This is a genomic window from Dyadobacter sp. CY351, assembly GCF_021502625.1.
GTDB classification, from domain to species: Bacteria; Bacteroidota; Bacteroidia; order Cytophagales; family Spirosomataceae; genus Dyadobacter; species Dyadobacter chenhuakuii.
In genome coordinates this window covers 298,685-314,786 of the sequence record NZ_JAKFFU010000003.1, presented here as the reverse complement: position 1 = coordinate 314,786, position 16,102 = coordinate 298,685, and the positions used below count along the sequence as shown (strand labels likewise).

Below are 16,102 nucleotides of genomic sequence, written 5' to 3'. Positions count from 1 at the left end.
TAAAAACTCATTATGAAGAAATTAGCCTTAACGTTTGCCTTTATCCTCAGCTTTGGTTTTGCACATGCTCAATATGACAACTGGGCAGTTGGTTTTAAATTGGGCGAGCCAACAGGGATCAATATCCGTAAGTATTTCAACAACATTCATGCACTAGACGTAACGATAGGGACTTATGGCGGAATCTTGTCCAACGACCGTAAGTACAGAGGAGACGAAGGAATTTACAAAAACGCCGGCGTTTCCCTGCAAGTGCATTACTTATGGCATACGCCGCTATTCAATTCCGAAGCTGTGCATGTTTACTATGGATTGGGTGGACAGGTCAACAGCCGCAGATCTTATCCAAAACGCTTGAATGGCAATTATGAAAAAGACATTTCACTAGGCGGATCGGTGCTGGGTGGAATTGAATACTACATTCCTGATAACCGCATTTCTGTTTTTCTGGAAGGGGGAACATATCTTGAACTGCTTCCAAGACCATTTTATTTGAGCCCTAACATTTCGGGAGGCATTCGCTTCAACCTGTAAGGTGTTTAAGGTTTATAGTTCATCGGCAGGGTCAGGGAAGACGTATACGCTTACCAAGGAGTATCTTAAGCTAGCCCTGCACTCCAATTCAGATACTTATTTCAGGCATATATTAGCTGTCACATTCACGAATGCGGCAGCTAATGAAATGAAAGACCGCATCCTGCTTATGCTGCGGATCTTTTCAGATTTCTTCAATTCGGATGCCGATCCACATCCCATGCTCCGTGATGTGGTAACGGAAATGTATCCCGATACGCTTCAAGATCAAGAACTTTTACAAGGTGCGTGCCAGTTAATCGCAGGCCGCGCGCAACTCGTTTTCAGACAAATCCTGCATCGCTATTCCGATTTTTCGGTCATGACGATCGATAAGTTTACACAACGGCTTATCAGCAGTTTTACCGATGAACTTGGGATCCCATTTATCTTCGAAACACAACTCGACAGTGATTTGCTGGACGACGCCGTAGACCGCTTGCTCGCACGTATTGGGCAGGATGGCGAAGAGGTGCTCACAGAGATCGTTGAAAGATATTATCGCGAAAATGCCGAGGAAGGGAAAAGCTGGGGCACACTACCCATGCAAATCCGCGGCACTGCCGGCACTTTGCTGAGTGAGCAAAGTTACATGCAGATGAAGCGGGTGGAGGATCTTAAAATGCAGGATTGGATCGCCATACGCAACCAGATGCGCGCATTCGTTCGCGAGCGTGAGGCGCATTTGGCGAAACTTTCGAAGCATGCATTTGAATTGATACAATCCACTTTTCTTACTGAAAAAGATTTTCACCAGAGCGGGAGAGGCATTTATGGTTACTTCCGGGACAGGGCCGAAGGGAAGAAAATTTGGGCAGAACCAAATTCCTATGTTTACAAAACCATCGGAGAAGGGGTTTGGTATGGCGCCAAGGCCCCAGTCTTAATTAAAGACGAAATTGAGAAGGTAAGGACAGACCTGGAAAATTATTTTCACCAGATCGAGAACATCCGGACTTCCGAAACACAGAAAATTACGCTTTACGGACAGCTTGACAGGCACATTTATAACCTGTCGCTGCTGGGTGAGATCAGGAAGGAATTTGATGCGCTTTTGAAACAAAATAACCAGGTTCACATTTCAGACTTCAATCGAAAGATCGTCGAAATCGTTGCCAGGGAGCCTGTCCCATTTATTTTCGAGCGGTTAGGAGAGCGCTATAACCATATTTTGGTCGATGAGTTTCAGGACACATCCAAGCTGCAATTCGCCAATTTGCTTCCGCTGATTGAGAATGCATTATCAGGCGGTTTTTTCAATCTGATCGTAGGAGATGCCAAGCAATCAATTTACAGGTTCCGGGGCGGTGATATGGACCTTATTTTACATCTCGCCACCAGCCAGGTGATGGCGCTGGCGAATGTGTTGGGGAACAGTTCGTATAATGCCGAGCGGTTACTCAGCCTGGATAATTATCTGGATGTAAATCATTTGAAAGTCAACCGGCGCAGCCGTCGGGAGATTACGGATTTCAATAACAACTTCTTTGCCTTCGTTGCCGAAACGGTCGGCGCGGAGAATGTGCTTATCCAGGATGTCTATGATCAGAATTTCCAGCAGGAAATTCCAGATAATGTGCCGAATGGCGGCCATGTTGAAATTGAGTTTCTCGAATTGCATGAGGAAAACGACGAGACGGAAGAGATCGGAGCCACCGACAGCATTGTCAGGCGTTCTTTGGAACTGGTAAATGAGTTGAAAATGCAAGGTTACGATTGGCGTGACATGGCTATTTTGTGCAGAAAAAAAAGGGAAGCAACTGCCCTGGCCAGCACACTTAAAGAAGCAGGATTACCCTTGATATCGGACGATGCGCTTTCCTTAGGCTATTCCAGATCGGTGCATTTTATCATTTCCTTTATGAAAGTGCTGCTAAGCTCCGACCACCGGTTGGCGCGTTACGAGGCAGCTTATTTATTTCATCAGGTCGTCAGAAGAGAGAATCCGGCAGCGAGTGAATACGAGCAGATACGCATTTTGTGCGAAGAGAGTGGTTTGGATACATTTCTGGAATATTTTAAAAAATGGAACATTAACCTGAGTTCATTCAGAATGCGGCAATTGTCCGTGTTCGAATTGAGTGAGCAGCTGATGCAGCGTTTCGGATTGTTTGCAAGCCATTTCGAGAACGAATATCTGTTCCGTTTCCTGGATGTGGTAATGGATTTTGGAAACAGAAAAAGCAATCACCTCGGCGATTTCCTTACTTATTGGGAGTCGGCAAGGCATAAGCTTTCTATTACAATCCCAGACGAAACCAATGCCATCCGCATTACCACCATTCATAAATCGAAAGGTTTGGAGTATCCTGTGGTGATCGTGCCCTATGCACATTGGAAAGTGACGCCTAATGCCAAGCTCGACCGCCTATGGCTCGATCTGGATGATGTCGATTATGATGAACTTGCATTGGCCAATCAGCCCGAAAAAAAGCTAAGGAGCTCAATGGTCTCAGTCGTGAAAGACCTTGAAAACACCGTCGTTGCCACGCAGTATACAGATGAGCGTACACGCACATTGGTCGAAAATCTGAATTTGTTATATGTCGCTTTCACGCGTCCCGTGCAGCGATTGTATATCCTGGCCAAACGCGAAAGAAAGTGGGAATTGGGGCAGCAGGTTAGCAACTGGCTGCAAAGTTATCTGGCGCAGGAGGGTGTTGAGCCTGCCTGGAATGAAAGTGAGTCCAGATACGTCATCGCTAATGGCCATAGCGAACCCATGCACGCGCATAGAAAGTCTGATGCACAGCCATTTGTACTGAATCACATTCTTAGTAATGACCGTACGGAATCCTTGCGCCTCAGAAGAATGGCAGACAGGATCTTCGATGTGGAAACATTCGAACCCAAACATGACCGTTTACAAAAAATACGTTACCTCTTAACCCGCCTCAAAACCATTTCCGACCTGCCACTTGCCTTGGACCGGCTGGTAGGCGAGGGGATTTTTACCAAGGCAGAATCAGCAGCGATTGAGGCACAAACCAGGGATTTATTGAGCGATCCCGAACTGTCAGATCTCTATCAGGATACGGGTAAGGTGCAGACAAACAGAGAGTTACTAATACCAGGAGGCAAGTTACTGCACATTGACCGGGTTGTAGAGCAAACGAGCGGCGAGTTCATTTTCATGTCGTTCGTCGGGGGGAGCAATGCCGACGAGCCGCGCAGGCATTTGCGGAAGCTGATCAAAACATACGATGGCGTGGGCAAGAAGTCTCGCGGTGTGCTGATCACGCTGGAAAATGAACTGGTTGAATGGGTTACCGCAAAATCGAGCGAATAGGACAGTTCGAAGTAGAAGTAGTTTATATTTAATATCCGCTGAAATTCTATAAAATAGTTAGGGGAAACGCTTCATATCAAGAGGGGTTTCCGTTTTTTTCCTGATATTTAGCGGAAATTGCTCAGCCAGTCCATTCCGCTATTTGTCGTTTATGCGCCTATCTTTCCAACAACAGATTTTAATTGGTATAATCTTCTCTATTGTTTTAGTTGTTGTAGTAGGGCTTACGTCTTACAATGCGATAAAGATGCAGCAGGAAAATACCGGCTGGGTGAACCATACCCGGGAAGTAATGGCCATTTCAACGAATGTCCGTAACAAGCTGCTTACTGCGGAATCCAATGTCCGGGGATACGCGCTTACCAATAATGTACAGTTCGAAAACAATTACCGGCAGGCCGCCGACAATGTATGGCAGCAATTGGATGCCATGCGGAAATTGGTAAGGGATAATAGAATACAAATCAGCCGGTTGGATTCACTCATGCCGATCATGCAAGTGCGGCTGGACCTGATGGATCAGCAATATGAGCTGCTCAAAGCCGGAAACGTCAAGCCCGACACCATTAAAGCGATCGTCTTAAAAGGGAAAGTCCTTTCTTCACAGATCGATTTTGTTTTTAAACGCATTGAAAACCAGGAAGAAGGCTTGCTTGCAGAGCGTGAGCAACTTGCTGCCGGCAGCTCATCCGAGGCAACACAATACATTGTTTTTGGAACGCTCGTGTTCCTATGCGTCGTTTTCCTGCTATACTATTTTATCAGAAGAACCTATAATGCACAGATCGCTTCCGAAAATGAAACGATTAATGCTAATAAGCAGCTCGAAAAGTTGTCGCTTGAGGATCAGGAAAAAAATTGGATATTAAACAATGCAGTTAAACTTGCAGAGGCCATTCGCGGAGAGCCTACACATCGCGAACTGGCGCGCAAATTTTTAAATAAGCTTGTAGAGGTCACCGGCTCGCCGGTAGGGACCATGTATCTGGTCAACCGCTCGGGAAATCTTTTACAGCTCGCCAGCACTTATGGAATTGAAAACGCTGGGTCAGTTCCGGATGAAATCAAATTTGGTCAGGGTATGCTGGGGCAAATGGCATCTGACCAGGTAGAACTGAGGCAAGTGGAAGTCCCGGCTGCATATTTTAAAATTGCGAGCACGACGGGAAGTACCAACCCTGCCATGGTTTATATCAAAACTGTTTCATTTGAAGGTGCGGTGACGGCGGTTATAGAAGTGGGTTATCTCAATGATCCCGGCGATAAGGTTTCCAAATTGTTGGAAATGGTTTCGGACAATGTTGCCGTTGCCATCGTGGCTGCACATGCGCGTGAGACCACCAATGAGCTGCTTGAAAAAACCCAGCTGCAAGCGGAAGAGCTCGAAAGCCAGCAGGAAGAACTGCGGGTTACGAACGAGGAACTCATGCGCCAGACGCAGCTTTTGCAGGTTTCGGAAGAAGAGTTGCGGGTGCAGCAGGAAGAGTTGAAACAAATTAATACTGAGCTGGAAGAAAAAGCTTTTATGCTGGAAGAGCAAAAAAGCACCATTGAGGAAGCGCGTGATCAGATACAGATCAAAGCCGACGAACTCGAAAAAAGCGGCAGGTTCAAAAGCGAATTTCTGGCCAATATGAGCCATGAGCTCAGGACCCCATTGAACAGTATTCTCATCCTTTCCAGAATCCTGGGCGAAAACAAAGGAGCGAGGCTCAACGAAGAAGAACAGCGATATGCTTCTGTAATTTTTAATTCTGGCAATGATCTGCTGACATTGATCAATGACATTCTCGATCTTGCAAAAGTAGAATCGGGTAAGATAGAGCTGATGCACGAGCATGTAAGCACCGAACTTTTGTTATCCGAGGTCAGAAACACATTTCAGAAAATAGCGGAGAACAAAGGACTGGAACTGAAAATTGAAAAATCGGAATCTTGCCCTGACACACTGTTTTTGGATCAGGTCAGATTGCTGCAGATCATTCGGAACCTTGTTTCCAATGCTGTGAAATTCACCTCGGCGCCGGGCATGGTTTCGTTGAATATCAGACAAGAAGCGTCACATTTGTTTTTCGAAGTTTCGGACACAGGCATCGGGATCGCGCCTGAAAAACAGCAGTCCATTTTCGAAGCTTTCCAGCAGGCCGACGGCTCTACCAGTCGGAAATATGGCGGAACGGGACTGGGACTTTCTATCAGCCGTGAGCTCGCTAATTTATTCAAAGGCTCCATTTCTCTAAGAAGTGAAGCAGGAGTAGGATCAACATTTACATTAAAAATTCCCGTACAAGATCAGGAGCCGACTTCGGAAGCCGCAGCGATGCCTCTTGAAATGGTTGAAATCCAGAAGCCGGTGGCAAAAGTGCCGGAGGATGACAACGGCAAAGAATACCGGTTGCTATTGGTTGAAGATGATGAGATTTTTGCGGCGGATATGTCGTCCAAAGCACGGGATAGCGGATTTGAAGTAGTAGTAGCCGACACGGGCAGGAAAGCCATGGAGCTGGTGCAGAGTTTCCGGCCCACGGCCATCATTCTGGATATGCATTTGCCCGATATGTCCGGGGATGAAGTTTTGAAAGAACTGAAAGCAGACCCAAAAACAAGTCTCATTCCTGTTCACACGGTTTCTTCGGGTTCCTATCTGGACATGGATATGGTCAAGGAAGGAGCAATCGGATTTATGCAAAAGCCCGTGGACGAGCAATCGGCGGAGCATATATTTACTTTGCTGAAACTGGAATCCGGCAAGACCGAAAAGCAAAAGATCCTGCTCGTTGAAGACGATCAGTATCAGAGCAAGTATCTGGGAGATTTCCTGACTGCGAACAACATTTTTGTGCTATATGCATTTTCAGCAGCCGAAGCATTAGAGATACTTAATACAAAAACGGTCGACGGCATCATTCTGGATATCCGGCTTTCGGACATGAATGGCCTCGATTTGCTGGACGAGATCAAGAAGCATTCAGTTTGGAGCGCAGTGCCTGTTGTGATTAACACAGCGGAGGATCTGGACCAGGCGGACCTAACACGTGTAATGAAATACGCGCATCCGGTCGTGATGAAAACCAAGAAGTCGAATGAGCGGTTGTTGGATGAAGTAAAATTATTCCTGAAAAACATTCAGCCCAAAACATTCAAAGGACCTGAGAAACGGGATGCATTCAGCAATCCGGTAGTCCATTCCGAGAATGTTTTTGTAGGTAAAAAAATACTGGTCGCTGACGACGATATGCGCAACATATTCGCTTTGAGCGCGGTGCTCGAAGAGTCGGGTTTCAAGATCGAAATCGCTACGAACGGCCGGGAAGCCATTGAAAAACTGGAAGATACACCCGAAATTGATCTCGTTCTGATGGATGTAATGATGCCGGAAATGGATGGGATAGAGGCGACGAGAAAAATCAGGGAAGTGCCCAGATGGGCTAACCTGCCCATCATTGCGGTAACGGCCAAGGCGATGCAGGGTGATAGGGAACAATGTCTTGCGGCAGGTGCCAATGACTATATTTCCAAACCTGTGGACGTGGATAAGTTGCTGGCATTAATTAAAGTGTGGCTGCATTCAGCCTGATATATGGTTGTTTTAGAATATTCACAGCTCGAAGAATTGATCGTCCGCATCCGAGAGATTTCCGGTTTCGACTTTTCCGGTTATGCGCGACCATCGCTGCTGAGAAGAGCGGGCCGTTACCTGGCTAAATATGGCATGGACCTGGACGAGCTCATACAGCACATCGAGCCCGGCGGAAGCATTGTATACGACCTGATCCAGGAACTGACGGTCAATTATTCTGAAATGTTCCGCGATCCCGAATATTTCAAACGGGTAAGGACGGAAGTATTTGGTTACCTGGAATCTTACCCGTCATTGCGGTTCTGGGTGGCCGGATGTGCATCGGGCGAAGAGGCGTTTTCAATGGCAATCCTGCTAAAAGAGGCCCAACTCATGAGCCGTTCGCTGATCTATGCAACTGATCTGAGCAACAAGGTGCTTACTTCGGCCAGGGAAGGGGTTTTTACTTTGGGAAACGCAAGATCATTTTCCGAAAATTATCTCCTGGCGGGGGGGAATGGCTCATTGTCGGATTATTATCATGTTGCTTACAATAAAGCCGTTATATCCCCGGAATTGCGGAAAAATATTGTTTTTTCATTGCATGACCTTACCGGTGACGGGGTTTTCAATGAGTTTCAATTTATAAGCTGTCGCAATGTAATGATCTATTTTACGCTCGAACTGAGGCAGCAGGTTTTCAAGCTTCTTTACGATAGTTTGAGCATGTTAGGGTTTCTTTGTTTGGGAAAAAGAGAAACATTGCGTTATTCGGGGCTTGAAGCCCATTTCAAAATAATTGACAGTGCACTGAACATTTATCAGAAAATCAAATGAACAGCGCGAAAGATGAATCGCTGAGTCTTGTACTAATGGGCGGCTCGTCGGGAAGCTTTGTGATCCTGGAAGACATTATTAAACTTTTAAAGGTACCGATCTCGTTTGCCGTTATTTTCGTATTGCATAGGGGAAGATACAGTTCATCGGTGTTGCCTGATTTATTTAAAACAAAAACCGATGTTCACATGAGCGAACCGCATCATCTTGATCCGATTACCTCGAACACGATTTACTTTGCATTGCCGGATTATCATCTTCTGGTCGGAGAGGATCATCGGTTCTACTACGATCACACAGAGCCGGACTTTTTCTCACGACCGTCCATTGACGCGACATTTATGTCTGCGGCAATGTCAGGCATTCCCCTGAAAGCCGCTATGCTGTTTTCAGGGTCAAGCCAGGATGGAGCCGAGGGATTGAAACTCCTGGCCGAAAAGGGCTGTCCGACCTATGTGCAAAGTCCGGCGTTTGCGGAATTTCCGCGCATGCCGGAAGAAGCATTATTAAAATATCAAAAACACAAGCTGTTAGAGGAGAATGGGTTTTACGAAACGATCAGCGATCTACTTTCATAGAATAAATTAAGATGGAAAACACAAAAATTCTGCTGCTCGACGACCGTGAAGAAAACCTCATTTCGTTGAAAGCGATTCTAAGCAGGGATGATATCGAGATTTACTCCACAACTTCTGCCAACGAAGCATTGCGCATAGTATGGGAAAATGAGATTGCGGTGGCACTTGTCGACGTCCAGATGCCTGGTATGGATGGTTTTGAATTTGCAGAAACCTTGCTTTCCAATCCGAAGACTAAAGAAATTCTGATCGTTTTTGTGACCGCCATTTCGAAAGAAACAACCTATGCGGTGCGCGGGCTCAAAACCGGAGCGATCGATTATCTGTACAAACCGCTGGACCCGTATATAACCAATGCAAAGGTCGACTCGCTGATCAGGCTGGCCAGGAGCCAGAAAGAGATCCGTGACAAGAACAAATTACTTGAAAATTACGCAACAATCATTCTCAATTCCCCCGACATTATTGCAACCGTTGAACCGGAAACGGGCAACATTATTTCCATTAACCCATCAGTTGAAAAAATTCTTGGAATATCTCCCAGTCACCTGGTAGGAACCACAATCCTGGATCTGCTGGTAGAACCGGGGAATGCTTCGTTACGTGAAGTTTTGGTCAGGAAGAGCTACGTGGGTGGGGAAACCATCGTTGTGGAAGACCGGTTCTTCGGGCGGTTAAGACAACCAGTCTGGCTCGAATTGCGCATTATGTATAAAAACAGGCTCCTGTTTGTAAACCTGCATGATGTAGAAAAAAGGAAAGAGCATGAAAGAGCATTAATCGACGCACAAAGTCTTGCCGAAAAAGCCCGGAAGGCGAAGGAATCGTTTCTTGCCAACATGAGCCACGAAATACGTACACCGCTTAACGGTATCATCGGGCTCGGGAATCTGCTCAGCGCAACACCCCTCGACGCATCGCAGCGCGACCTGATCGATATGCTGCGCCAGTCGTCCGGATCCCTGCTCAACATTCTCAATGACATTCTGGATATATCCAAAATTGACGAAGGGAAATTCTCTATTATCCCGACGTCCACTGACCTCCGTGTGCTGGGAAAAGGGATTATTGACCTGATGCGCTTTAAAGCAGATGAGAAAAAGCTGAACCTCAGCCTGGCTATCGACCAAAATCTTCCGGAATGCGTCATGGCCGACGGAATGCGCCTGAACCAGATTTTGCTTAACCTCGTGGGCAATGCATTAAAGTTCACACAGGAAGGCGGAGTCGTTTGCCGTGTGGATCTGATCTCAGAAACGCAGTTTGGCCACAAGATCAAATTCAGCGTCGACGATACCGGCATAGGCATGTCTGAGGAGCACCTTGCCAATATTTTCTCGGAGTACGGACAAGCTTCTGAAAACACGTCTCATCAATACGGAGGAACGGGCCTTGGGCTGACAATTTCTCAAAAGCTCGTGCGGCTGATGGGCAGCGAGCTGGAAGTAAACAGCAAATCCAATAAGGGAAGCCAGTTCTTCTTCACCTTAATCCTGCCGGATGCCAATGAAAAAAGCGTTGAGCCAAAACCTTCGGTAGCATTCCAGGATTTGCCGCCATTTACGGGGAAGACAGTCCTGGTAGCCGAGGATAATCCGATCAACGCACTGCTTTTGAAAAAATACCTGAAAACCTGGTTATTGGATGCGACCATGGTTTTGAATGGGAGGGAAGCCATTGATGCATTAAGGGAAAAGAAATATGACCTGATCATTATGGATACAAGAATGCCCGAAATGGATGGCTTTCAGGCTGCAAGCTTTGCCCGGAAGCAGCTGATGATTCAAACGCCTATTTTATCGCTTTCGGCCACGGTGTTGCCTGAGGAAATTCAGCAGGCCCTGGCATCGGGTATGAACGATACATTATCCAAGCCATTTGAGCCGGAAAAATTGCACCGGAAGATTGCCGCCTTGCTGGGAGAGGAATAGCGTTAGCGGAAGATCAGCCGGAAACATATTTCCCAAATGTGGAAAGTCTTATTCATCGCGACGATTTCATCGCGACGATTTATTTCAGTTTGCAGTAATGATTGGTTGAAGGATTTCGTTTATTAATTATTCATAATCGTTACGCTTAGTTAAAATGAAAATCATAAAAAACAGTTGGTGTCTATTGCTGCTGGCTGCCCTCGCTGGATGTAGTTCCTCAAAAACCATGACATATGAGTCGAAATGGAACGCGCCTTTCTCGTACGTGGATGAAGTCAAACCAGATCAGCAGGATCAGAAATCAAGGCTCAGATACGGAATCATTAATGATGAACATTACGTTTATCTGACCCTGAAAACGAAGGATCCGACCACCATTCAAAACATCCTTTCCAGCGGCCTGAAAATCTCTTTCAGCCCCGACGGACAGAAAAAAGACCAATACTCACTGCTGTTTCCGGTTGTAATGAAAGAAGACAGGAAAGCGCTGAAACGCGTGGATACTGATCTCCCCAACAGCCTAGGACTCGACCTGCTTCTGGATTCGTATAATAAAGAAGCCGTTTGGAAAGACAAGCAAGGCCAGCATTTCATCAATCTGGTGGCACAGGACGGCAGCATTAAGTCCAAGATCCTGATGGACCAGAATGGAGAGCTTACAGAACAGATTGCAATCCCGTTCAGCCTCATGGGCGTGAACGCCAGAGAAACCGCAATGCTTGGTGTTAACATTAAAGTGGACGGACAATCGTCACAATCCGGATTCAGCCCACGCATTGGCATAGGTTTAGGGGGAGGAATCGGAATGGGAGGCGGAATGGGTGTAGGCATCGGATCGGGCGGCTATAACTCGCGTTATAACGGCAACGACCGTAATGTGGACATCAAGCTTGAAGTTCAGCTTGCCCGTGCTAACTAGCATTGAAAATGAAGTCCGCCGGCGTCCCGGCATTCCGGCGGACCAAAACGGTAAATTGTGAACAAGAGCAACATTAAGAGAGCATTCGGTTATTTAAAGTTCAGAAGAAACTTCATCAGATACAGCCTCAATAAAGCGCGCAGTTACGAAATCGTGCTTTTTTGGTTGAGAAGTGTGCTCACAAGATCTCAGTTTTTGATCCTGTCGGGTATCCTGGTCGGCATCACGTGCGGCCTTGCGGGCGTGATCCTCAAATCGCTTGTACATTACATTCACTATGTAATTACCTACAAGGTCTACTTCGAGCAGCAGGTTTTCTTTTATATTTTGTTTCCCTTTCTCGGCATCGTCATCACGACGCTGGTTGTGATTTTTATATTCAAAGGGCAGGACAAAAAAGGCATCCCCGTAATCCTGTACGAGATCGCGCAGAATTCAAGTGTGGTCTCGTCGGTCAAAATGTACTCACAGATCGTTCAAAGTGCGATCACCGTAGGGTTGGGAGGGTCGGCTGGTTTGGAGAGCCCTATCGCAGTTACAGGGGCTGCAATCGGGTCTAATTTCGCTCAGACATACAAGCTGGATTATCGCGAGCGGACATTGCTGCTTGCAGCAGGCGCAACGGCCGGTATTGCCTCGGCGTTTAACGCGCCTATCGCAGGGATGATGTTCGCCTTTGAGATCCTGCTGGTAGGCGTCGTTTTTTCTGATTTTATCCCCTTGGTCGTTGCGGCAGTTTGCGGAAGTCTTATCTCAAAGATCTTGCTGCAGGAAAATGTTTTATTCCAATTCAAGACGCGCAACCCATTCGATTATCACAACATTCCGTTCTATCTAATTCTCGGCGTTCTGTGCGGACTTTACGCCCGGTATTTCGTTTTAATAGCCAAATACATTGACGAGTTTTTTCACGGGCTGAAACTCACGCGGATCAGAAAAGCCATGCTCGGAGGCGCGATCCTGTCGGTCTTGTGCGTGCTCTATCCGCCGCTCTTTGGCGAAGGTTATGACACTATTAAAGCCATCACCAATGGGCAGATGCAGTCGGTAATTGAGAACAGTTTGTTCCGCTTCATCGGTTACCGCGAATGGGTCGTTGTGGTCTTCGTTGCGCTGATCTGTTTGCTCAAAGCATTCTCCGCCTCGATCACCATTTTCAGTGGCGGGAACGGTGGGAATTTTGCGCCGTCTCTTTTTGCGGGCGGGTCGCTCGGCTACGTGTTTGCGCTCATCTGCGTGCAGGTCGGCGCCACCGATGTGCCCATCAATAATCTTGTGATCGTAGGCATGGCGGGTGTCATGAGCGGCGTACTTTATGCGCCCTTAACCGCGATATTTCTGATCGCCGAATCCACCTCCGGTTACGATCTTTTTATCCCGTTAATGATCGTTTCGGTCATCTCATATTTAATGGCGAAATGGTTTTCGCCGATCTCGCCCGACCTCAGAAAACTCGCAGAGCAAGGCAAGATTTTCACCCGCGAACACGACCGGAATTTACTCTCGCTGCTGCACATCCTGGACCTCATCGATAAGGACATTCAGACGGTAAGCCAGTACGCAACACGCGAGGAGCTGGCTGAGCTGGTGCGGGTAGGAAGGCGCAATATGATCTCGGTCGTGGACGAGGATAAGAACCTGGTTGGTACAATTTCTCTGGACGACATCCGGCCGCTGCTTTTCAATCCGGAGCTGTATGATATGCTCACGATATCAAACCTCATGAAAGTCCCGTCCGTAGTCATCAGCGACTTCGACAGCATTGTAAGTGTTGTCAAAAAGTTCGATGAAACGGGTGCCTGGAACTTACCCGTCGTGAAAGTGTCCGGGGAGTTTGTAGGGTTCATTTCCAAGTCCGCCATTCTGAACAGTTACCGCCAGTTGCTGCGCGCACATTCGGGGTAAAAATTCACGCCTAAGCGCTTCATAAACTACCTTATTACGCATTGAAATCCAGTGCGTAACAGGGCAGGTTATGCCATTGCTTAACGATCCACGTGAAACATTTCCGAAATCCCGCTCAGAGGCATCAAAAACCCACTTTTTCATTCATAATAATGCAAAGCATTGTTTGACAATGTGTTAAACTTGCTATATATTTGCATAATACTTGAACGATCAACGTTATATCAACAATAAAACAAATATAACTCAATCATATGTCAACCATTACGCCATCATTAAAATTGTTCCTGAACCTCACCACAGTGCAGGCCTTGATTACCAAGCGATTCGATGCAAAACTGAGCAGTCATGGCATTAGTCTCAATGAATTTCTGATCTTGTTTCACCTCGGAGAAGCGCCCGAAGAGAAGATGCGCCGCGTTGATCTCGCTGAAAAAATCGGCCTGACAGCCTCAGGAATTACCCGGATGCTGTCGCCCCTGGAGAAGCTGGGAATGGTGAAACGCGAAGCCAACAGCCGCGACGCGCGGGTGTCGTATGTGAAGCTGGCAAACGCTGGTAAGCGGATCCTTACCGACGCAACTGCCACATCGGAGCTTTTGTCAGAACAGATTCTTTCAACACTAAGAACAAAAAAACTGGACGACCTTTCAAAAATGCTCGTAGAAATGGGCGGCACAATTGAATAGACGCAGGCCATAATGCATGCATATTCGTACATCAAAAAGAAAACCCGCCGCATTGCTTTTCAGCATCGGCGGGTTTCTGCTTATTAGGGCTTTTAAAGGCGGTTTTACTTCGCTTTTCGCACGTAAATATTGCCATTCATATTCTTCATCATAATTTCGCTTCCGCCGCCATTGATCTTGCCTTTCACCCAGTCATCGATCGAAACCTTATACATTCCGTCCTTGCCCGAGCGCGTGGGCTGCGGAGCGCTTTTGTCCACGTCCACATCGAAGTCGCTGAATATTTCGCCCCGGTCTGATTTCAGTTTTACATCGAATTTTGCAGTCGCCGGAATGGTCACATCCACGTTGCCGTTCAATGTCGAGAATGCCATGGGCGAGGTGTTGTCGATGGTCTTAAAGTTAGCTTTCAATGTTCCGTTGATGGTGTTCGCAACGGCCGATCCGGCAATGTTCGTAAGCGTGATATCGCCGTTCACATTCTGGATTTCCATCTCGCCGGACACGTTCTCAATGACGATGTCTCCGTTGTTTACAGTACCAACTTTGAGGCCAAATTTCTGGGGCACTTTGATCTCCAGAAGCATCGTTGTGTTCACCATTCTGGTCGTCAATTTGACAACATTATGCTCTTCGGTTGCGGTCAGTTCAAGGCCTCCGTTTCGGGTGATCCGCTTCATGCCACCGGCTGCTTCGTCTTTGGGTTTGTCCGGCTTTTCCGAGCTCTTAACGACCGCGTCAATGATAACCTGGTTGCCCGAATAACCCGTCACTTTAATGGTCCCGTTTATCAGATTGACTTGTAAAGATCCGGGTTTCGCAGGGTCAGTAAGCGGCACCACGAGTTGTTCTTTCGTTCCCGTCTGAGCCTGGGAAGGACTCGTGAAACAGGCTAGCAAAGCGGCAATCGAGAGGGTCAATAATGGGTTGGTTTTCATTTTTGTTATGATTGTTTTTTAATATAAATATTCCCGTTGAATGTTTCAAACTTATAGGTCGGGCCGCCTTTACCAATGCGGATCCTGGTTTCCGTGCTGAGTTTGTAGACCGTTTTATTGGTTTTGTTTTCTTCATTTTTTACCACTTTCACCGGCAGTGATTCGGTGTTTGGAAAGTCTGTATAAAATTCCCCGTTAAAGCTTTTGAACTGGCAGTCGGCCGAAAAATCCGACGGATAGCTGATCTTGATATCACCATTCAATGTCTTGAAATCCGATTCGCCCGGAGGAAGTGAAACATAGTTGGCGACAACATTCCCGTTAATGGTCCGCGCGATAGCCGCACCTTTTGCATTCACCAGCGTAATGGCGCCATTGACATTGCTGACGCCTAATCGGCCCGTAACATCCTTCACATCTATGTCGCCACCGTTTACCGTCGACACATGCAGGTTCATGGCATAGGGGACTTTTACAGTGAAATCCAGCTCAAAATCGTACTCGATCCTGGGGCCGTCATTGTTACGCCTGCCGTGGTTGGGGCGCGAGTCAAATGGTTCGGAAATGTAAGCCGTAATGCTGTCCGCTTTCTGATCGAAATTCAGTTTAAACTCCTGCTTTCCCTCATCTACGATGGCGTTGGTTTTGCCCGTAATTTTCTTGTCCACTTCAATCAAAACCTTACTTCCGTTATAGCCCTCCACCTTTATGGAGCCATTAATGTTGTAAATGGCCAGCACATTGGCCGATGCATTCTGAGATAGGGTAAACTCTTTACTCACGCGCTCCTTGAATTCAAGCTTTTGTGCGGGCGACTGGGTACAACAAAGCACCGCTCCCGCTAATAAGGGGATTGCAAAAAATTTCATAGCTAATTGTTGGAT

General features: G+C 46.9%; 11 protein-coding genes. 9 read left to right on the top strand and 2 right to left on the bottom strand.

All coding sequences use genetic code 11. The features are described from left to right. Positions 1-12: 12 nt before the first annotated feature. From L0660_RS06880 to L0660_RS06840, 9 genes are all read left to right on the top strand, one after another. Positions 13-534, top strand: a complete 522-nt coding sequence (locus tag L0660_RS06880; RefSeq protein ID WP_026628845.1) for a hypothetical protein — start codon at positions 13-15, stop codon at positions 532-534. A 1-nt stretch (position 535) separates the two neighbouring features. Then, a complete protein-coding gene (locus L0660_RS26205) occupies positions 536-3,862 on the top strand; it encodes a UvrD-helicase domain-containing protein (RefSeq protein ID WP_235158778.1) in 3,327 nt (1,108 codons plus the stop codon). A 247-nt stretch (positions 3,863-4,109) separates the two neighbouring features. After that, the gene (locus L0660_RS06870) at positions 4,110-7,439 is read left to right on the top strand and encodes a response regulator (RefSeq protein ID WP_235158777.1); all 3,330 of its coding nucleotides are present in this window, start codon (positions 4,110-4,112) and stop codon (positions 7,437-7,439) included. A 3-nt stretch (positions 7,440-7,442) separates the two neighbouring features. After that, entirely contained in the window at positions 7,443-8,258 is an 816-nt protein-coding gene (locus L0660_RS06865) for a protein-glutamate O-methyltransferase CheR (RefSeq protein WP_233798452.1), read from the top strand. Beyond that, entirely contained in the window at positions 8,255-8,836 is a 582-nt protein-coding gene (locus L0660_RS06860; protein ID WP_235158775.1) for a chemotaxis protein CheB, read from the top strand. Before L0660_RS06865 ends, L0660_RS06860 begins: the two co-directional genes overlap by 4 nt. 11 nt (positions 8,837-8,847) lie before the next feature. After that, positions 8,848-10,767, top strand: a complete 1,920-nt coding sequence (locus L0660_RS06855) for a response regulator (protein ID WP_235158774.1) — start codon at positions 8,848-8,850, stop codon at positions 10,765-10,767. 226 nt (positions 10,768-10,993) lie between these two features. Further along, positions 10,994-11,686, top strand: coding sequence for a hypothetical protein (locus L0660_RS06850; protein ID WP_233798449.1), 693 nt, complete (start codon positions 10,994-10,996; stop codon positions 11,684-11,686). A 57-nt stretch (positions 11,687-11,743) separates the two neighbouring features. Next, the gene (locus L0660_RS06845; RefSeq protein ID WP_235158773.1) at positions 11,744-13,591 is read left to right on the top strand and encodes a chloride channel protein; all 1,848 of its coding nucleotides are present in this window, start codon (positions 11,744-11,746) and stop codon (positions 13,589-13,591) included. A gap of 254 nt (positions 13,592-13,845) precedes the next feature. Next, entirely contained in the window at positions 13,846-14,280 is a 435-nt protein-coding gene (locus L0660_RS06840; RefSeq protein WP_235158772.1) for a MarR family winged helix-turn-helix transcriptional regulator, read from the top strand. 104 nt (positions 14,281-14,384) lie between these two features. On the opposite strand, the gene L0660_RS06835 is transcribed toward L0660_RS06840, so the two are convergent. Beyond that, the gene (locus tag L0660_RS06835; protein ID WP_235158771.1) at positions 14,385-15,218 is read right to left on the bottom strand and encodes a DUF4097 family beta strand repeat-containing protein; all 834 of its coding nucleotides are present in this window, start codon (positions 15,216-15,218) and stop codon (positions 14,385-14,387) included. Positions 15,219-15,223: 5 nt separating this feature from the next. Next, positions 15,224-16,087, bottom strand: a complete 864-nt coding sequence (locus L0660_RS06830; RefSeq protein ID WP_235158769.1) for a hypothetical protein — start codon at positions 16,085-16,087, stop codon at positions 15,224-15,226. Positions 16,088-16,102 lie beyond the last annotated feature (15 nt).

Coding starts and splice junctions, on each gene's coding strand:
- L0660_RS06880 (WP_026628845.1), top strand. CDS start 13: ATGAAGAAATTAGCCTTAACGTTTGCCTTTATCCTCAGCTTTGGTTTT.
- L0660_RS06870 (WP_235158777.1), top strand. CDS start 4,110: ATGCAGCAGGAAAATACCGGCTGGGTGAACCATACCCGGGAAGTAATG.
- L0660_RS06865 (WP_233798452.1), top strand. CDS start 7,443: ATGGTTGTTTTAGAATATTCACAGCTCGAAGAATTGATCGTCCGCATC.
- L0660_RS06860 (WP_235158775.1), top strand. CDS start 8,255: ATGAACAGCGCGAAAGATGAATCGCTGAGTCTTGTACTAATGGGCGGC.
- L0660_RS06855 (WP_235158774.1), top strand. CDS start 8,848: ATGGAAAACACAAAAATTCTGCTGCTCGACGACCGTGAAGAAAACCTC.
- L0660_RS06850 (WP_233798449.1), top strand. CDS start 10,994: ATGACATATGAGTCGAAATGGAACGCGCCTTTCTCGTACGTGGATGAA.
- L0660_RS06840 (WP_235158772.1), top strand. CDS start 13,846: ATGTCAACCATTACGCCATCATTAAAATTGTTCCTGAACCTCACCACA.
- L0660_RS06835 (WP_235158771.1), bottom strand. CDS start 15,218: ATGAAAACCAACCCATTATTGACCCTCTCGATTGCCGCTTTGCTAGCC.
- L0660_RS06830 (WP_235158769.1), bottom strand. CDS start 16,087: ATGAAATTTTTTGCAATCCCCTTATTAGCGGGAGCGGTGCTTTGTTGT.